Annotated in this window: 9 protein-coding genes and 2 pseudogenes; 5 read left to right on the top strand and 6 right to left on the bottom strand. The window is 41.3% G+C overall.

Features of this window, described 5'->3' with window-relative positions; all coding sequences use genetic code 11:
• The first annotated feature begins 96 nt into the window (after positions 1-96).
• Positions 97-1146, top strand: a complete 1050-nt coding sequence (locus ADI86_RS07950; protein WP_049532508.1) for an LLM class flavin-dependent oxidoreductase — start codon at positions 97-99, stop codon at positions 1144-1146.
• Positions 1147-1245: 99 nt separating this feature from the next.
• Here the strand turns inward: ADI86_RS07950 and ADI86_RS07945 are convergent, their stop codons facing one another.
• On the bottom strand, positions 1246-5142 hold the full coding sequence (locus tag ADI86_RS07945; RefSeq protein WP_049532507.1) for a pullulanase: 3897 nt from the start codon (positions 5140-5142) through the stop codon (positions 1246-1248).
• A gap of 113 nt (positions 5143-5255) precedes the next feature.
• Positions 5256-5573: pseudogene (locus ADI86_RS11335) on the bottom strand (hypothetical protein); the annotation flags it as partial.
• A 494-nt stretch (positions 5574-6067) separates the two neighbouring features.
• Here ADI86_RS11335 and rpoB point away from each other — a divergent pair.
• The 3 genes from rpoB (at position 6068) to ndk (ending at position 13911) form a co-directional block, all read left to right on the top strand.
• Entirely contained in the window at positions 6068-9679 is a 3612-nt protein-coding gene (gene rpoB / locus ADI86_RS07935) for a DNA-directed RNA polymerase subunit beta (RefSeq protein ID WP_049532505.1), read from the top strand.
• 32 nt (positions 9680-9711) lie between these two features.
• Positions 9712-13389 carry a DNA-directed RNA polymerase subunit beta' gene (gene rpoC, locus ADI86_RS07930; RefSeq protein ID WP_000228740.1) on the top strand — a complete coding sequence of 1226 codons (3678 nt, stop codon included), beginning with the start codon at positions 9712-9714 and terminating at the stop codon, positions 13387-13389.
• Positions 13390-13497: 108 nt separating this feature from the next.
• Positions 13498-13911 carry a nucleoside-diphosphate kinase gene (gene ndk / locus ADI86_RS07925; RefSeq protein WP_000438297.1) on the top strand — a complete coding sequence of 138 codons (414 nt, stop codon included), beginning with the start codon at positions 13498-13500 and terminating at the stop codon, positions 13909-13911.
• 628 nt (positions 13912-14539) lie between these two features.
• Here ndk and ADI86_RS12350 read toward each other — a convergent pair.
• The 4 genes and pseudogenes from ADI86_RS12350 to ADI86_RS12475 all read right to left on the bottom strand — a co-directional run.
• Positions 14540-14697, bottom strand: a pseudogene (locus ADI86_RS12350) (competence protein ComA); the annotation flags it as partial.
• Positions 14698-14837: 140 nt separating this feature from the next.
• Positions 14838-15470 (bottom strand): ABC transporter ATP-binding protein, encoded by a 633-nt coding sequence (locus ADI86_RS07915; RefSeq protein WP_049532504.1) that lies wholly within the window; start codon positions 15468-15470, stop codon positions 14838-14840.
• Between the two features lies 1 nt (position 15471).
• Positions 15472-17487 carry a DUF1430 domain-containing protein gene (locus ADI86_RS07910; RefSeq protein WP_049532503.1) on the bottom strand — a complete coding sequence of 672 codons (2016 nt, stop codon included), beginning with the start codon at positions 17485-17487 and terminating at the stop codon, positions 15472-15474.
• Between the two features lie 510 nt (positions 17488-17997).
• Complete coding sequence (locus ADI86_RS12475; RefSeq protein ID WP_049532502.1) at positions 17998-18168, bottom strand: PhrA family quorum-sensing system peptide; 171 nt, start codon at positions 18166-18168, stop codon at positions 17998-18000.
• A 191-nt stretch (positions 18169-18359) separates the two neighbouring features.
• Here ADI86_RS12475 and ADI86_RS07900 point away from each other — a divergent pair, with 191 nt between their 5' ends.
• Positions 18360-19223: a helix-turn-helix domain-containing protein gene (locus ADI86_RS07900; protein WP_049532501.1), complete on the top strand. Its 864-nt coding sequence runs from the start codon at positions 18360-18362 to the stop codon at positions 19221-19223.
• Positions 19224-19428: the final 205 nt, after the last annotated feature.

The raw sequence follows: 19428 nt of genomic DNA, 5'->3' as shown, positions 1-19428 counted from the left end.
GGCTTTTTCTTGTGAGCAGATTGGTTGCTTGTAGTCAAGATTCGTGTTAGAATAATTTTTCAAATTGAAGGGCAGAAATAGACAGGGGGAATCACAGTGATAGAATTGGGAATTTCAACATTTGGTGAAACAACGGAGCTTGAAGGAACTGGGCAGACTTACAGTCATGCCGAACGCATTCGCCAGTTGCTGACAGAGATTGAACTGGCTGACAAGGTTGGTTTGGATGTGTATGGGATTGATGAACACCATCGAGCGGATTTTGCAGTATCAGCCCCAGAGATTGTTCTGGCAGCTGGGGCAGTCAATACCAAGAAAATCCGTTTGACCAGTGCAGTCAGCATTCTCTCGAGTATGGACCCTATTCGTTTGTTTCAACAGTATGCCACTATCGATGCTTTGTCAAATGGACGAGCGGAGATTATGGCTGGGAGGGGTTCTTTCACGGAATCTTTCCCCTTGTTTGGCTATGATTTGAAAGACTACGAAGCCCTTTTTGATGAGAAATTAGACTTGCTCCAGTTAGTCAATGAAAAGACCAAGTTAGATTGGCAAGGTCGATTGACCCAAACAATTTCTGGCAAAGAAGTCTATCCTCGTCCAGTTCAGGACAAATTACCCTTGTGGATAGCGACAGGTGGTCATGTCGAATCAACAGTGAAGATTGCTCAGGCAGGCCTACCGATTGTTTATGCCATTATTGGTGGCAATCCGCGTTATTTTAAAAAGTTGATTCAGGCTTATCGTGAGATTGGGAGCGAAGCGGGTCATGCCAGTCATGAACTAAAGGTTGGAGCCCATTCTTGGGGCTGGATTGCTGAAGATGGCGAGCAGGCTGTGAAAGATTATTTCCATCCGACCAAGCAAGTGGTGGATGCTATTTCCAAAGACCGTCCGCATTGGCAGGAGTTGCATTATGAGCAATATTTGGAGCAAGTTGGGCCAAATGGCGCTATGTTTGTGGGCAATCCAGATCAGGTGGCAGAAAAATTGGTTCGCATGATAGAGGATTTAGGATTGGACCGCTTCATGCTCCATCTACCGCTTGGTTCCATGCCTCATGACCAGGTTCTGAGAGCTATTGAACTCTTCGGCACGCAAGTGGCTCCAAAAGTACGGGCTTACTTTGCTATGAAAGAGACTTAATAAAAAATCCTAATCAGGCTTATTAGGACAATAAATATTGTACAAAAATCAATCCCCCGTGCGTTAAGGCTTGGGGGATTTTTCTATAGGAGGGCTAGTTTAGTTCTCTTTTTTGTTTTTTAGTAAGAAACCGAGACCTAGAAGGGCAAGGATACTGATTCCTGCCAACAGGAGTTTGTTATCGTTTTTGATTCCTGTATTTGGAAGTTCAGCTTGTTTAGCTAGGGGTGCAGGTATATTTTCCTTGCTAGAGTTTTCTACCGATTCGTTTTGAACCGCCTCTTTTACAGATGATGCTTGTGCTTCTTGCTCTGGTTGTGAAGCTTGTGAATCAGTTGTAGCTTGGCTAGGTTTATTTTCCGCATCAGCTACTTTTGCATCCGGTTTAGTAGAATCAGGTCTAGCTTGTGGAGCTGGATCTTGATGTTCAGGTTTGTCTACTCGATTTGAAATATTGTCTTGACCATTATTGTGACCTTGTTCTTGTTTTAAGCTAGAAAGATCAAATTCTGGCTTTTCTTCCACAGTTGGAGCGACAATGGCACCACCTTGGGACAAGCGGAGAACCACAGCCGTAAGAGCGTTCAGTCTTAATCCTTTATCAGTCCATTCAAGGCCTTGAGGGTTGGCAATTCCGACTGGTCCTGCTTGGTTTTCATCTGCTAAAACTTCAGCGTTTCTTAGATGTGCAAATGCAGTTCCTAAATTAAATTCACGAGCTTTTGCGTCCGCATTGACAAAGACTGCGTAGATATCCCCATTTGGAGCAGTGATTTGGTAGCCAATTACCACGTCCTCTTTTGCCACACCATTTTGGCCTGGAACAGTGATGAGGTGGACACGGTCTTTGATATCTTGGAGACTCTTAAGTCGGAAGGCATCTGTAGATTGACGAAGGGCAATCAACCCTTTCATATAGTCACGGCTCTTGACATTTTCAGGATAGGCTTTTCCATCTGTAGCCTTAGTCCAGTCAAATTTGTTGACAGCATCGCTCGAATCGTAAGAGTCATGGATGAAGTAAGGATAGTCAAATGGATTGCCGTCCTTATCACGCAACAAGTGAGATTTGTTTGGTTGTTTGTCCTCTGCTACTGGAGTTTTGTAGGCTGGGTCACGGAATTGTTTAGTACGTCCATATTCCTGACCGGAGTGGATAAACGGAGTTCCTTGAGCTGTTAAGACCATGAGATTTCCAAGTCGCAAACGACGATGGATTTCAGCATAGTTCTCAGCCTTGCTTGGGTCTTTTTTAATAGACTGAGCGATGATGTCAAAGAGGGTCAAGTTATCATGTGCTGCGATGTATTGGATGACATCTCCAGGACTGTCTGCTTCAAAGTTGGTTGGTTGAGCAATGAGATTTTTGAAGATAGTGTTGATATCACGCTTGCCACCTGTGATAAAGGCAGGTTGACCTTCGTTTGGATAACCAGATTTGAGGTTGTTACGGATGTCATCTGAAAAGACAGCGACAGTATCGGTATGTTTCATCCAATCTTGATCAGCAGCTTTAGTAGGCATGTTCTCATCACCAGCATAGGTTCTCCAACCTTCACCAAGCATGATTAGGTTTGGATTGAGGGCGCGTGCGGCCTTGTAAGCTTCTTCAATAGAAGCTGCATCATGGTCTCCCATCATATCGAAGCGGAATCCATCCACTTTGTAGGTATCAACTAGATATTTGATAGAGTCAACTAGGAGTCGTTTGGTCATATGATGGGTTGTTCCCAAACGTCCACCACCAAAGCTAGTGCGAGGTGTACCATCAGCATCCATAAAGTGGTAGTAGTTTGGTTCTAAATCTTCAAAGATATCGACTTTGGCTGTATGGTTGTAAACTACGTCCAGGATAGCTCCCATGCCACGTTTGTGGATTTCATTGATGAGGTTTTTGAATTCTGCGATTCGTTTTTCTGGATTTTTAGGATCGCTTGAATACATACCAGTCAAGGAGAAGTAGTTTTGAGGGTCATATCCCCAGTTGTAGTTGCTGTTGCTTGAAGCATATTCAGACAAGCGTTCATGGTTTTTCAATTCATTGACAAAGTAGTAAGACAAGACTGGAAGGAGCTGGATGTGGGTCACACCCAAGTCTTTGAGATAGTCTAGTTTTTCAATAAAGGCTTCAAAGGTACCAAATGGTTTGGTCAAGTCTTTTGCAATGGCAGGATCTGAAGTGAAGTCACGCACATGAGCTTCGTAGATAACGGCATCTTCACGAGTCTTGAAGTTGTGAATCTTACCATAAGTCAAGTCTTGAGGTCCTAGTTTAGCTGGATTTACAAAGGCAGCTTTAGCCACTTTATGGGCATCGTCAATCTTAGCATCGTCACTATTCCAAGCAGCGAGAGATTTAGCGTAAGGATCGAGTGCAAGAACAGTTTTACCTTGACGCTCGATTTGGTATTGATAATAGTAGCCAGTGAAATCTGTGATGCCTAGTTTGTTTGTGCTATCTAGAGTTTGTTTCCAAGTTCCTCTTTCCCCTTTTTCAAGAGCGACAGTTCCAACCACTTTTTCAGGGTCATTCTTGTCGTAGACAACAACAGAAACCTTATCAGCACTTGGTGACCAGAGAGTTAAATCAACCTGTTTTCCATTTTCTTTGAGGTCAGCTCCAAGTTTACCATCATAGCTGTAAGTCTCATCTTTAAGACGCCAGCTTGTTTTGGTAGTGAATTTGTCAGAGTTGTAGCTAACTGTATAAGGATGTTGTGTGTCAGAGAAATCTCCGCTGTAGGTCACTTTCTTGCCGGCTTCATCGATTGCGACATCGGTAATAGCTACTTTTTCTCCTAGGTGATTAGTGATGTTGGAGTGCTTGAGGATATCCTCTTTTTTGGCACCGACAAGTGTTGAAAAACTACTCTCAATGCTAGAAGTGCCTACGTGCTGAGCCCCTGTCATACGGATATCATGGACATAGTATGGATTTGTGTAAATCGATTCATCATCGTCTTTTAGGAAAATTTGGCTATGGTTTTTCAAATCTGTGAACTTATAATCTTCTTTACGGATTTTCACGTCATCTCCTTGCTTGCTTCTGTCTAATAATAAAAATCCAAGGTCTTTAGCTGCATCTTTGAGTGGAATATCGATATAGCGACCGTATTTGCCTGTGGCCGTAAAGTCTGTTCCGTTAGGCCATTCACCACTACTTGGATTTTTCACATCTCCCCAGTACCAGAGAGATTTCTTGTCATAGTTGCCATCTGTACGGTAATAGTTGACGCGAACAGTTCCTGCAGGTTGTGGCTCGTAAGAGAAAACCTTGTAATCTTGGTCTAACCAAGCCTCGTTCATTTTTGGAACTAGTTTTTCGGCCGATTTATCGCCGGTTAGATTTTTTCCAGCTGTATTATTGATGAGGAAGCTAATTTTCTTGGCTTGTTCTCCCTTTAATTTGACATCTAGGTAATAGCCGTAGTCATCTTTTTTGGCATCCTTAAAGGACAGGGCTCCGTTTGGCCAATTTTCAGAAGGTTTTTCAACATCGTCCCAAGTCCATAGTCCTTGAGCATCCTTGTTTTCTTCAGGAAGTTTTTTGACATGGATACGGAAGTAGTTGTCTTCGATTGGCTCTTCTGCCTTAGTTTCAGTCGTTACTGGACTCGTAGAAGTAGTTGTCTCACTTGAACGATCTTGTCCAGTTTGTGGTGCTGAATCGGCTGGGCTTGCAACAGGAGTGGTTGGCTCTGTTGCAGGTTTTTCTTCTTTTTTCTCTAGGGAAGCGTTTGCATTGTTAGGTGAAGAAAAATCGCTTTCGTTCTTGCCAGCGATGTTTGTTGCATCAGTAAGAGGTTGGGCAAGGGCAGTAGTAGTTTCACTATTACTTGCGTTAGTGGTTGGTGTACTTTCGTTGGCTGAGATAGTTGGCGTAGCCATAGCAAGTAGGACAAGGCTTGCGCCGATAAGGACAGAACCAGTTCCATTTTTGAGGGAACGGATGCTGTAGACCATTTTTTTCTCAGTTTGAGCTGGTGTTTTTCTCATGATGATTCTCCAATCAATAAATTTCTATATCAGTATAGCATGTAGTAAAATAATATGCAAGCGTTTTCTCAAAATTAAAACAAAAGAAAATCGCAACAGGTTTTCTGTTACGACTAAGCTAGTCTTTCTTTATGAATTTGTGAACCCAAAAGGTGGAGGTGGTGAAATAGTTCTACAGTAGAAAGATTCCGACTACAAATAATGGGTTTCGGACAGTTGGAAACAGGGAAGGTAGTGATAACAATATCGTGTGGAATTTGATTGAAGATTGAGGAAGAGATACTGGACTTTTCCCAAGAGTCAAACAGATAGAGATTGTTACCGTAGTGGGAAAGGGTGTCAATTAGGTTTTGTGCGTGCTCACTATCTAGATGACTAATGACCAAAACACGAATTTTGGGAAGTTTTTGAAGTAATTGAACTAAAATTCTTTTATATTTATACATATATATTAAAATAAAAACCAAGTAAAGTCAAGAAAAACAACATATGATAAAATATCAAAATAGAGATTTATTATATTTTTTATAAAATAGGTATAGGAAAAATGACATTTACAAAGAGCAAATGGAACTCATCACATTTTTAAAAGAAAAACTCAGTTTTCTATAGGAAAAGATTTCGTCAAAAAATCGTCAATCCCCTTGAAAAATCTAGCTAAATAGGGTATAATATGAGTAATCATTTGTCGTAGGTTTTGTCTGAAATATTGTCCAGACAAGGCTCACAGCAGTTAAATCTTCTGAAAAAGTCAGATTTAGCTGCTCTTTTTGTGCTTTTTTTCAGGATTTCAAGAATTTGTAACAAAGACTTAAAGATTCTGAAAATTCGTCAATAGGACACGGTGATAAGGGTTTTACAACCATATGACGATTAGAAAGCCTGATTGACAAGGCTTGGAACTTATTTACAAAGGAGAATCATCTTGGCAGGACATGACGTTCAATACGGGAAACATCGTACCCGTCGTAGTTTTTCAAGAATCAAAGAAGTTCTTGACTTACCAAATTTGATTGAAATTCAAACTGATTCATTCAAAGCTTTCCTAGACCACGGTCTTAAGGAAGTGTTTGAAGATGTATTGCCAATTTCAAACTTCACAGACACAATGGAGTTGGAATTTGTTGGATATGAAATCAAGGAACCAAAATACACGCTAGAAGAAGCTCGTATCCACGATGCTAGCTACTCGGCACCAATTTTTGTAACCTTCCGCTTGATCAATAAAGAAACAGGCGAAATTAAAACCCAAGAAGTTTTCTTTGGTGATTTCCCAATCATGACAGAAATGGGTACCTTCATCATCAATGGTGGTGAACGTATCATCGTATCTCAGTTGGTCCGCTCACCAGGTGTTTACTTTAATGATAAAGTAGATAAAAACGGTAAAGTGGGCTACGGTTCAACTGTTATCCCCAACCGTGGAGCTTGGTTGGAACTTGAAAGCGACTCAAAAGATATTGCCTACACTCGTATCGACCGTACTCGTAAGATTCCATTTACGACCTTGGTTCGTGCGCTTGGTTTCTCAGGTGATGATGAAATCTTTGATATCTTTGGTGATAGTGAATTGGTTCGCAACACTGTTGAAAAAGATATCCACAAGAACCCAATGGACTCTCGTACAGACGAAGCCTTGAAAGAAATTTATGAACGCCTTCGTCCAGGTGAGCCTAAGACTGCTGAAAGCTCACGTAGCTTGCTTGTGGCTCGTTTCTTTGACCCGCGTCGCTATGACTTGGCAGCAGTTGGTCGTTATAAGATCAATAAAAAACTCAATGTTAAAACACGTTTGCTCAACCAAACCATTGCAGAGCCATTGGTAGATCCTGAAACAGGAGAAATCTTGGTAGAAGCTGGTACAATCATGACTCGTAGCGTGATTGAAAGTATTGAAAGCCATTTGGATGGTGATTTGAACAAGATTGTTTACATTCCGAATGATGCAGCCGTTGTGACTGAGCCAGTTGTTCTTCAAAAATTCAAGGTTGTTGCACCAACTGATCCAGACCGTGTCGTAACGATCATCGGTAATGCTAATCCAGATGACAAGGTTCGTATCGTCACTCCTGCAGATATTCTTGCTGAAATGAGCTACTTCCTCAACTTGGCTGAAGGACTTGGCCGTGTAGATGATATCGACCACCTTGGAAACCGTCGTATCCGTGCGGTTGGTGAATTGCTTGCCAACCAAGTACGTCTTGGACTTTCTCGTATGGAACGTAATGTCCGTGAACGTATGTCTGTTCAAGACAACGAAGTCTTGACACCACAACAAATTATCAATATCCGTCCTGTAACAGCTGCGGTTAAAGAATTCTTTGGTTCATCACAGTTGTCACAGTTCATGGACCAACACAACCCGCTTTCTGAGTTGTCTCACAAACGCCGTTTGTCAGCCTTAGGACCTGGTGGTTTGACACGTGACCGCGCTGGATATGAAGTCCGTGACGTGCACTACACTCACTATGGTCGTATGTGTCCAATCGAGACACCTGAAGGACCTAACATCGGTTTGATTAATAACTTGTCATCTTACGGACACTTGAACAAATATGGTTTTGTTCAAACACCATACCGTAAGGTTGATCGTGAAACAGGTGTTGTCACAAACGAAATCGTTTGGTTGACAGCCGATGAAGAAGATGAATTTACTGTAGCGCAGGCTAATTCTCGTCTGAATGAAGATGGAACATTTGCTGAGAAAGTTGTCATGGGACGTCACCAAGGGGTCAACCAAGAGTATCCAGCTAATATTGTTGATTACATGGACGTTTCACCAAAACAGGTAGTTGCCGTTGCGACAGCATGTATTCCTTTCTTGGAAAACGATGACTCCAACCGTGCCCTCATGGGAGCCAACATGCAACGTCAGGCTGTGCCGTTGATCAATCCTCAAGCACCTTACGTTGGTACTGGTATGGAATACCAAGCGGCCCATGACTCAGGAGCGGCTGTAATTGCTCAGTATGACGGTAAGGTTACCTATGCGGATGCGGACAAGGTAGAAGTTCGTCGTGAAGATGGTTCATTGGATGTTTACCATATTCAAAAATTCCGTCGTTCAAACTCAGGTACTGCCTACAACCAACGTACCCTTGTTCGAGTTGGTGATCTTGTAGAAAAAGGTGACTTTATCGCTGACGGACCTTCTATGGAAAATGGGGAAATGGCGCTTGGACAAAACCCAATCGTTGCCTACATGACTTGGGAAGGTTACAACTTCGAGGATGCCGTTATCATGAGCGAACGCTTGGTGAAAGACGATGTCTATACATCTGTTCACCTTGAAGAATACGAATCAGAAACACGCGATACAAAGCTTGGGCCTGAAGAAATCACTCGCGAAATTCCAAACGTTGGGGAAGATGCCCTCAAAGACCTTGACGAAATGGGGATTATCCGTATCGGTGCTGAGGTTAAAGAAGGTGATATCCTTGTAGGTAAAGTAACGCCTAAGGGTGAGAAAGACCTTTCAGCTGAAGAACGCCTCTTGCATGCTATCTTCGGTGACAAATCTCGTGAAGTGCGTGACACTTCTCTTCGTGTACCACACGGTGCCGATGGTGTCGTTCGTGATGTTAAGATCTTTACACGTGCAAATGGAGACGAATTGCAATCAGGTGTTAATATGCTGGTTCGCGTCTACATCGCTCAAAAACGTAAGATCAAGGTCGGAGATAAGATGGCTGGACGTCACGGAAACAAAGGGGTTGTCTCTCGTATCGTTCCTGTAGAAGATATGCCTTACCTTCCAGACGGAACTCCAGTCGATATCATGTTGAACCCACTTGGGGTGCCATCACGTATGAATATCGGTCAGGTTATGGAGCTCCACCTTGGTATGGCGGCTCGTACTCTTGGAATCCACATCGCAACACCAGTCTTTGACGGAGCAAGTTCTGAAGATCTTTGGTCAACTGTTAAAGAAGCTGGTATGGATAGCGATGCCAAAACAATCCTTTACGATGGACGTACTGGTGAACCGTTTGATAACCGTGTTTCTGTCGGAGTCATGTACATGATCAAACTCCACCACATGGTTGACGATAAATTGCACGCGCGTTCAGTCGGACCATACTCAACCGTTACTCAACAACCACTCGGAGGTAAAGCTCAGTTTGGTGGACAACGTTTTGGTGAGATGGAGGTTTGGGCTCTTGAAGCCTACGGTGCGTCAAATGTCCTTCAAGAAATCTTGACTTACAAGTCTGACGATATCAACGGACGTTTGAAAGCTTATGAAGCTATTACAAAAGGAAAACCAATTCCAAAACCAGGTGTTCCAGAATCCTTCCGAGTTCTTGTCAAAGAATTGCAATCTCTTGGTCTTGACATGCGTGTCCTAGACGAAGATGACCAAGAAGTGGAACTTCGCGACTTGGATGAAGGAATGGACGAAGATGTCATCCACGTAGATGACCTTGAAAAAGCCCGCGAAAAAGCAGCACAAGAGGCTAAAGCAGCCTTTGAAGCTGAAGAAGCTGAAAAAGCAACAAAAGCGGAAGCAACAGAAGAAGCTGCTGAACAAGAATAAGCAGTTCACTTAGAATAGAAAGGGAAGAAATAGTGGTTGATGTAAATCGTTTTAAAAGTATGCAAATCACCCTAGCTTCTCCAAGTAAAGTCCGTTCATGGTCTTATGGAGAAGTCAAAAAACCTGAAACAATCAATTACCGTACCTTGAAACCAGAACGTGAAGGACTCTTTGATGAAGTTATCTTTGGTCCTACAAAAGACTGGGAATGTGCTTGTGGTAAGTACAAACGCATTCGTTACAGAGGAATTGTTTGTGACCGTTGTGGGGTTGAAGTAACGCGTACGAAAGTTCGTCGTGAGCGTATGGGGCACATTGAGTTGAAAGCTCCTGTATCTCACATCTGGTACTTCAAGGGGATTCCAAGCCGTATGGGCTTGACCCTTGATATGAGTCCTCGTGCCCTCGAGGAAGTTATCTACTTTGCGGCTTATGTGGTGATTGATCCAAAGGATACACCACTTGAGCACAAGTCTATCATGACAGAGCGCGAATACCGTGAGCGCTTGCGTGAGTATGGTTATGGATCATTCGTTGCCAAGATGGGTGCTGAAGCTATCCAAGACCTTTTAAAACAAGTAGATCTTGAAAAAGAAATTGCTGAACTCAAAGAAGAGTTGAAAACAGCGACTGGACAAAAACGTGTCAAAGCCATCCGTCGTTTGGATGTTTTGGATGCCTTTTACAAGTCTGGAAACAAACCTGAATGGATGATTCTCAACATCCTTCCAGTTATTCCACCAGATCTTCGTCCAATGTTGCAGTTGGATGGTGGCCGTTTTGCCTCATCTGACTTGAATGACCTTTACCGCCGTGTTATCAACCGTAACAACCGTTTGGCTCGTTTGCTCGAGTTGAATGCACCAGGTATCATCGTTCAAAATGAGAAGCGTATGCTTCAAGAAGCGGTTGACGCTTTGATTGACAATGGTCGTCGTGGTCGTCCAATCACAGGACCAGGTAGTCGTCCACTTAAATCATTGAGCCACATGCTTAAAGGTAAACAAGGACGCTTCCGTCAAAACTTGCTCGGTAAACGTGTTGACTTCTCAGGACGTTCCGTTATCGCCGTTGGTCCAACTCTTAAGATGTACCAATGTGGTGTGCCACGTGAAATGGCGATCGAGCTCTTTAAACCATTCGTTATGCGTGAAATCGTTGCCCGTGATATTGTACAAAACGTCAAAGCAGCTAAACGCTTGGTGGAACGCGGAGACGAGCGTATCTGGGATATCCTTGAAGAAGTGATCAAAGAACACCCAGTACTTTTGAACCGCGCACCGACCCTTCACCGTTTGGGTATCCAAGCCTTCGAGCCAGTCTTGATTGATGGTAAGGCCCTTCGCTTGCACCCGCTTGTCTGTGAAGCCTACAATGCCGACTTTGACGGAGACCAAATGGCCATCCACGTACCGCTTTCAGAAGAAGCTCAAGCAGAAGCTCGTATCTTGATGCTCGCTGCTGAGCACATCTTGAACCCGAAAGATGGTAAACCAGTTGTTACTCCATCTCAGGACATGGTTTTGGGTAACTACTACTTGACTATGGAAGAAGCTGGTCGTGAAGGTGAAGGAATGGTCTTCAAAGACCGTGACGAAGCGGTTATGGCTTACCGTAATGGTTATGTTCACCTTCACTCACGTGTTGGTATCGCAACAGACAGCCTCAACAAGCCTTGGACAGAAGAGCAAAAACACAAGGTCTTGCTTACAACAGTTGGTAAAATCCTCTTCAACGACATCATGCCAGAGGGCCTACCATACTTGCAAGAACCAAACAATGCCAACTTGACAGAAGGCGTTCCAGCCAAATACTTCTTGCCACTTGGTGGAGATATCAAGGAAGCAATCAGCAAACTTGAACTCAACCCTCCATTCAAGAAGAAAAACCTTGGAAATATCATCGCTGAAATCTTCAAACGTTTCCGTACGACAGAAACTTCTGCCCTACTTGACCGTATGAAAAACCTCGGTTACCACCACTCAACTCTTGCAGGATTGACAGTGGGTATTGCCGATATCCCAGTCGTTGATGACAAGGCTGAAATCATTGAAGAATCACACAAACGTGTAGAACAAATCACCAAACAATTCCGTCGTGGTATGATTACAGACGACGAGCGTTACAATGCCGTTACAGCTGAATGGCGTGCTGCCCGTGAAAAACTTGAGAAACGCTTGATTGCCAACCAAGATCCTAAGAACCCAATCGTTATGATGATGGACTCTGGAGCCCGTGGTAACATCTCAAACTTCTCACAGCTTGCCGGTATGCGTGGTCTGATGGCAGCTCCGAACGGACGTATCATGGAATTGCCAATCCTTTCAAACTTCCGCGAAGGTTTGTCGGTATTGGAAATGTTCTTCTCAACTCACGGTGCGCGTAAAGGTATGACCGATACGGCCCTTAAGACAGCCGACTCAGGTTACTTGACTCGTCGTTTGGTTGACGTTGCCCAAGACGTTATCATCCGTGAGGATGACTGTGGAACAGACCGTGGTCTCTTGATCCGTTCTATCGCGGAAGGAAAAGAGATGATCGAGTCTCTAGAAGAACGTCTCAATGGTCGTTACACTAAGAAAACTGTTAAACATCCAGAAACTGGTGCAGTGATTATCGGTCCAAATGAGTTGATTACAGAAGACAAAGCGCGTGAAATTGTTAATGCTGGTGTGGAAGAAGTAACTATTCGCTCTGTATTTACATGTAACACTCGTCACGGTGTCTGCCGTCACTGTTATGGTATCAACTTGGCGACTGGTGATGCAGTTGAAGTTGGTGAAGCAGTTGGTACAATCGCTGCCCAATCTATCGGGGAACCTGGTACACAGCTTACAATGCGTACCTTCCACACGGGTGGGGTTGCCTCAAATACCGATATCACTCAGGGTCTTCCTCGTGTCCAAGAAATCTTTGAAGCCCGCAATCCTAAAGGGGAAGCGGTTATCACAGAGGTTAAAGGACAAGTTACCGCTATCGAAGAAGATGCATCAACTCGTACCAAGAAAGTCTTTGTTAAGGGTGAAACTGGCGAAGGTGAATATGTTGTTCCATTTACAGCTCGTATGCGTGTTGAAGTTGGAGACCAAGTAGCGCGTGGTGCTGCTCTTACGGAAGGTTCTATCCAACCAAAACGTCTCCTTGCAGTCCGTGATGTCTTGTCAGTTGAAACTTATCTTCTCGGTGAAGTACAAAAAGTTTACCGTAGCCAAGGGGTAGAAATCGGTGACAAACACATCGAGGTAATGGTTCGTCAAATGATCCGTAAAGTCCGTGTCATGGATCCAGGTGACACAGATCTTCTCATGGGTACTCTCATGGATATCAATGACTTTACAGATGCCAACAAAGATGTCCTTATCGCAGGTGGAGTTCCAGCGACTGGTCGTCCAGTCCTTATGGGAATTACCAAAGCCTCACTTGAAACAAATAGTTTCTTGTCAGCTGCTTCCTTCCAGGAAACAACTCGTGTCCTTACAGATGCAGCTATCCGCGGTAAGAAAGACCATCTCCTTGGACTTAAAGAAAATGTTATCATCGGTAAGATCATCCCAGCAGGTACTGGTATGGCTCGTTACCGCAACCTTGAACCACATGCTATCAACGAAGAAGAATACCTTAATCCTCCAGTAGAGGAAGAAGGAAATGAAGAAACAACAGAAGTAGTTGTGGATACTGCCGTTGAAACTGTGGAAGAAACAGTAGAATAAAAGCAGATGAGAGAGCCTTCGGGTTCTCTTTCTCTTTTCTGAAAACTTTCTCCATTTTTCCATGAAATGTGGTAAAATAAAAGAAAAAAGCTGACAAAGGAGACGGGTATGGAACAAACATTTTTTATCATTAAACCAGATGGTGTAAAAAGAGGACTAGTAGGTGAAGTGTTGAAACGCATCGAACAACGTGGATTTACAATCGAAAAATTGGAGTTGCGTACAAAGGTTTCAGAAGAGTTGATTGATCAGCACTATCAGGACTTGGTTGGTCAGAGTTTTTACCCACCGATTCGTGAATTTATGACTTCAGGACCGGTTCTTGTAGGTATCATTTCTGGTCCCAAAGTAATTGAAACTTGGCGAACTATGATGGGGGCAACTCGTCCAGAAGAAGCTTTACCAGGAACGATTCGAGGTGATTTTGCAAAAGCTGCTGGAGAAAATGAGGTTATCCAAAATGTTGTACATGGTTCAGATTCAGAAGAGTCAGCTAAGCGAGAAATTGCTCTTTGGTTTTAAGAGTGGATTGGCCAAAGAGATTGGTTAAAAGTTCATTTGGATAGAAAGTATAGTCAAGTATTTTAAGACATGACGCATGATATCAAACTTTTTAGTCTTTGATATGGTGCGTTTTTTGATTAAGTGACTATTAGTTCATCTCGCTCCGTTAGGTGCGAGACAAAAAAACACCCGCTATGCGGGTGCGCGTCGAAGGTTATACCAAAAAAACTCCAAACGCGATACAATAAAGGTGTTCAAGCCAATTGTAAAGCGAAAGGAGAAAAATATGGCACAAAAGGTTCTGTTGTCCTGTTCTTGTTTCAATTGATTATATTTCTATACTTTTTCTTCCTTTCTCTGTGAAAATCGCAAGTTTTTCCCACCTTTTCTCAATACTGAAACAACATCTTTCCAGACCTTCAATAATTTCTTTTTGTGTTAAATCATTATTTAACTAAATCTTTGGAGGCAATACGTTTTCAAAGCTACTTTTTTACCATAGGTTTTGAACCTTCAACACAGATTACTAAGCCAAAAATGCTCTAAATTTTTGAAATTCTAACAAATCCCACTCAACTTCATCATCATCTTTGACTTTCACAATATCTTCCTCAAAATAACATGGAATAAAGATAGTTTTCTTTTGAAACGGTTGTAGGAGGAAAATCTCTCCTACACTATTATTGATTCTGAGAGAAAATTGCAAAATATCATCTACCAAACTTTCAATTATTAAGATTTTTGCAGTTTATCTGAATTAGAATCGCAAGGCTTCTCAATAATATAATTGTCGAATTTTTTCATTCTAACTTTCTCTCCACTATTTCTTCCTTTATCAAGAAAAAGTTACCTCAATATTAATAAAGTACAATTCTAAATTAACTCCAATTATTGATTCATGATAATATTTCAGTAACTCATCGTGCAATTAAAAACAAGGATTTTTATTTCAGACGATCCATCGTGAACACTTCATCAGCCATCTCCCAAATTGCCGGATTATGTGTTGCGATAATGATTAGCCTATTATCATCTCGAAGAGATAGCAAAATCTCCATAATCAACTGAGAGGTTGCTGGGTCTATTGAAGCTGTTGGCTCATCTGCCAGAATAAGGGGTGGATTCTTTAAGATAACTTTTGCCAAGGCAACCCGTTGCGATTCTCCGCCCGATAACTCAAAGATGCGCTTATCTAGGTCAAGATAAGCCAGGCCGACCTGTTCTAAAGCCTGCTTTTGCCTCAACCGCTGTTCCGACCGACTCAACTTTTGACCAATGAGACCTAGCTTAAGGTTTTCTTCAATACTTTGGTTTTCAATTAAGCCAAAGTTCTGGAAGAGGTAGCCCAATTCTTGACGGAAAAAATCACTCGATTTATAATTGGCCAAGTCTTTACCTCGGTAAAAAATCGTCCCATCATAAGATTCTAATTTCCCAATCATGTTCATCAAGGTTGTTTTTCCGCTACCACTTGAACCAATTAAGGCATAGACTTTTCCAGCCTCAAATGTCATTGAAAGATTCGAAAATAACTCTCGTTCTCCAAATGATTTACTCACCTGTTTAAGTTCAATCATATTAACCTCCCTTCAAAACAAGCATGGACATCTTGTTTTCTTTCTGCATTTGGACATGTAACTGTAAAAGAGATAGACCAGTAAAGAGTAACGAGACTAAGAAAGCAACTACTATCTCTACCATAAGAAATACACTCGCAATAAATCCAAGTAAAAACACACCCAGTTGAGCAAAGAGATAAGTGCGATGGATTTCTAAGAACCTGAGACCTGCAATGCGTTTGATAAAAATGGCACGTCTAAATTCTTCAAAGTAGAGCCTATTCATAGTGTTAAACAACAAGATTGAAGTTGCAATCCCAAGCACAGCTCCTGCTAGCATTACCCAACGTTCCCTCTGGATATTATCCAATAATGTGATGTAGTTGTGGTAACCTGTTTGCATTTCTGAGACCCAATTTTCAGTGCCTTGTCTCTGGATAAGCTCCTGGGCATCAGACAATTGATTAAAGAGAACGTAGTTCTGTACTGCGTCTACCCAAAACAAAACGGACTGTGGACCAGCTGATTGGGGTGTTATAACAATGATGATTGGATCTTTCAAAAACTGCTGGTAAGAAATAGGGGTCGTATTATACACAAAACGATCCTGACCTGATTCCAAATAACCTACCGTAGCAGTCATTTGCTGTCGTTCATCTTTACTAGACATGCGACTGGTTAAGTCGTCTTCAAAAACAGATTTATAATGTTCTTCCTCTGAACGGAGGTGTTCAGGCAGCAATAAGACAAACTCCCCTACATCAAGGTGATTCATCTTTTGCTCAATAGTTGTATCTACAGGAATGTTTTGACGCTCCAAGTATTGCGGTGTGACGATAAGGACATTGCCATTCGGGTTGTAATCGTGCCATTCTGTAGAGGTTATAAAGTTTTTGGAGGAAGCCATGCCATTTTGCAAAGAACGGTCAATTAACTGGTGTCTAGATAAGAAAGCCTTTTTTTCTGAAACAGCCAGATCCATCAATTGATACCAAGTTCTGAGTTTCCTTTGAGCTTGTTCATCAAAACCAGGACTCGTTCCTTCACGGCTGAATGATAGGGTAATCAGTTGCCTTTCCTGGCTCCAAGCCTCTTGTCCAATCCGATGCTGTTGCCAGGCTTGGGAATACTTTAAGCTACTCCCTATTCCCAGCGTTACAATAATAATCGCTAATAGTTGACCGATTAAAATCAAACTAATGATTCCTCTGACAGGCACTTGCCCTTTTATAATCTGCATCAGGTGTATCTTTTTTATCCCAACTGCGAAGAGTTGAGCGAAAAACAGGGAGATCAACAACAAGATGAGATTATAACTGAGCAAGCCTTCTCCTATGGTCATTAGGGATTGCGTTGGAAGCGACAGAATTTTTTGCATAAGAATGGCGAGCACGCCAGCTAAACTGAAACCAACAGCTATCCCTTTCAAATCCTCACCAACTGGTCTAAGGAAAATGGACCACCGTTTCTCTCCTGAAATGAGGCGAATGCCCGACGACCGTAATTGGCTAATTTGACTAATTAAAGTCAGTGCTCCAAAGGTTAAGATGAAAATCAATAAACTGATTAACTGAAATCCGTTACTAAAGATAGCCATTAACGTAGATAGTTTAGATGGAATTGTCAGGTGCATGTTAGTCAAGCCAAGTTGACTTAGCTCCTCCCTTAGCAAGTGAATATCTAGGTTCCCATCGAATACAAAATAGTTTGTTTCAACACTACTACTTTGAGCATCTTCTAGATTTTTTTCCTGTAGCCCATCAGGCAACTTTCCGTCCCCAAAGGTCGTATAAGAAAACACTGGAGTACCTTCTGAGTTAGGATCCTGGTGTTGAATCGCAATAAAGCTATCCGTTTCTTCTGCTAGTTTTTCCAAGCGTGTAGCAACATGCTGAAAAGTTGTTTCAGGGGAAGAATCACGTACAACAACGTTGGGGTAATAATAGGAGACATATGTATCAGTCCAAATGGTAAATACCCAAACAAAGAACAAACTAGCAAGCAGGTTGGATATGAGTATAAATAATTTTTTCATAGTGCATTCCTTATTCTAAAACAGCGGGCAGAAATACCCCTGCCCTCTATAAACTAACAAGCTTACTAAACTATTGATAAAAGAATCTTCTTCAATTATTCTTTACCATCCCGCATCAAATGTAACTTGCTCCCCAATTATTTGGATCATGATAGCCTCCATAGGTCCACTCGCCACCACGGTGAGAAGCTACCAAAACAGGAAGAGCCAAACTAAATGCCAAAACGGCAAGGGATGATGCAACTACATATTTTAATTAGAAATCTCAGTCTGAATTATAGTATCCTATTTTTTCCTCCTTTCTAACTGCACGTTCCTTTCTACAGGCAGAGACCTAATTTTATAAACTAATCTTAAATACTTTAGATTTTGTAACTCATAATTTTCAACAGTTGGTTAGCTATGAAAGCATTTTATCAAACATCTCCCTTCTTATATCTATCTGGTATTGTTACAAGCTCTCATCAGAATACCTTTCTCTAAATAGTTGAATTTTAAAGTAATACGAAATCAATCTGCCTTCCCAACATCAAGACCATTGGACTTCTTTTGCGATTGCACTCGAATCTCCAATTGTTTATTCTTCTGAATAAACTGTTGGTAAGGAATTGTGTTACTAAATGTAAAAACACATAGTAATGCTAATATAGCTAATTTTTGAATTCCACAATTTTTCTTCATTCGTGAAACCCTTTTCTTTTTCATTATCATTATTTTAACAGATATATTTTATTTAGCCAAGCATTTTTATGTAATTTTTGACTTTTTTTACAGTTTATTACCATGAAGAATTTTTTTATTCCTTTAACTTGCTATTTTGAACTAAAAATTTTATAATGAAATTAAGCAAATAGGAAGGATTATTATCTTTAATGAATACACTCGCAGAGAAATTCAGATTGAAAAGAAAAGAGTTAGGTCTCTCCCAACAAACTCTTGCAGAAGGAATTTGTGAACAAAGTCAGATTAGTAAAATTGAGAGAGGGCATTTCATTCCATCCGCAGACCTTTTGTTCAAACTCTCACAACGACTCGAAGTGCCATTAGATTATTTTTTTAATGAACAAATTGAAATTAAATCTAACCTCTCTAATTTCAAGCAATTATCTGCTCGTCTATTAGATGATAGAAATTATGACGATTTGGAATATATTTATAGAATAGAGATTGAACGAAGTACTTTTCTAACACTAGAAGACCGAACTTACCTTGAATGGATTAAAGCTATTATTGACTTCTATCAATATGACAGTAAGTGTGAGGCAATTTCTTCATTGGAAAATATATTATTAAAAGTCTCCTCAAATACTCTGATTTATTTAAAGGCGTTGAATACTCTATCTAATTTCTATTCCTTAGTGGGTCGTGAACAAGAATATGAGGCAAACTACTCTCATTTGATGGAGTTATATCAGACAAAAAATTTTGAGCATCAAGAGTTTTTATTTGGCTACATCAGAGTTCGTTACAACTACGCTCACTACCTAGTGTCAAAGGAAAAATATAACGAAGCCATCCAAGAAGCTCTTGAGACGATTGAACTCTGTAAACAAAGACAGACAAGCTACCAACTGGCTCCCCTACTTATTCTTATAGGAAATGCTGGAGCCAAATTTCTAGACAAAGAACAAGTCAAAAATTATTATTTAGAAGCAAGAGAGTTATGTAAGATTTATAACAATCCTTTAATGTTGATGAAGATAGAAAATTATTTGAAGGAATTAGATACTGTTTAGTTAATCTTGATATTATAGTTTTTCTGAAACGTTAAATAACCTGTAAGGCTGATAGTGAAATTAATACTATCAGTCTTATTTCAAGTTTATATTCTTCTAAAATCTCTTCAAACCACGTCAGCTCTAGCTGCAGGTTGCTCTTTGGTTTTCATTGAGTATTAGTCTCTGGTGTTTGTTTAGCGTCTTAAAGAGACATTTGAGAAGA

This window comes from Streptococcus pseudopneumoniae, assembly GCF_001074975.1.
Taxonomy (GTDB): Bacteria; Bacillota; Bacilli; order Lactobacillales; family Streptococcaceae; genus Streptococcus; species Streptococcus pseudopneumoniae_D.
Note: the sequence above shows the minus strand (reverse complement) of the source record. Positions and strands in the feature narration are given on the sequence as shown.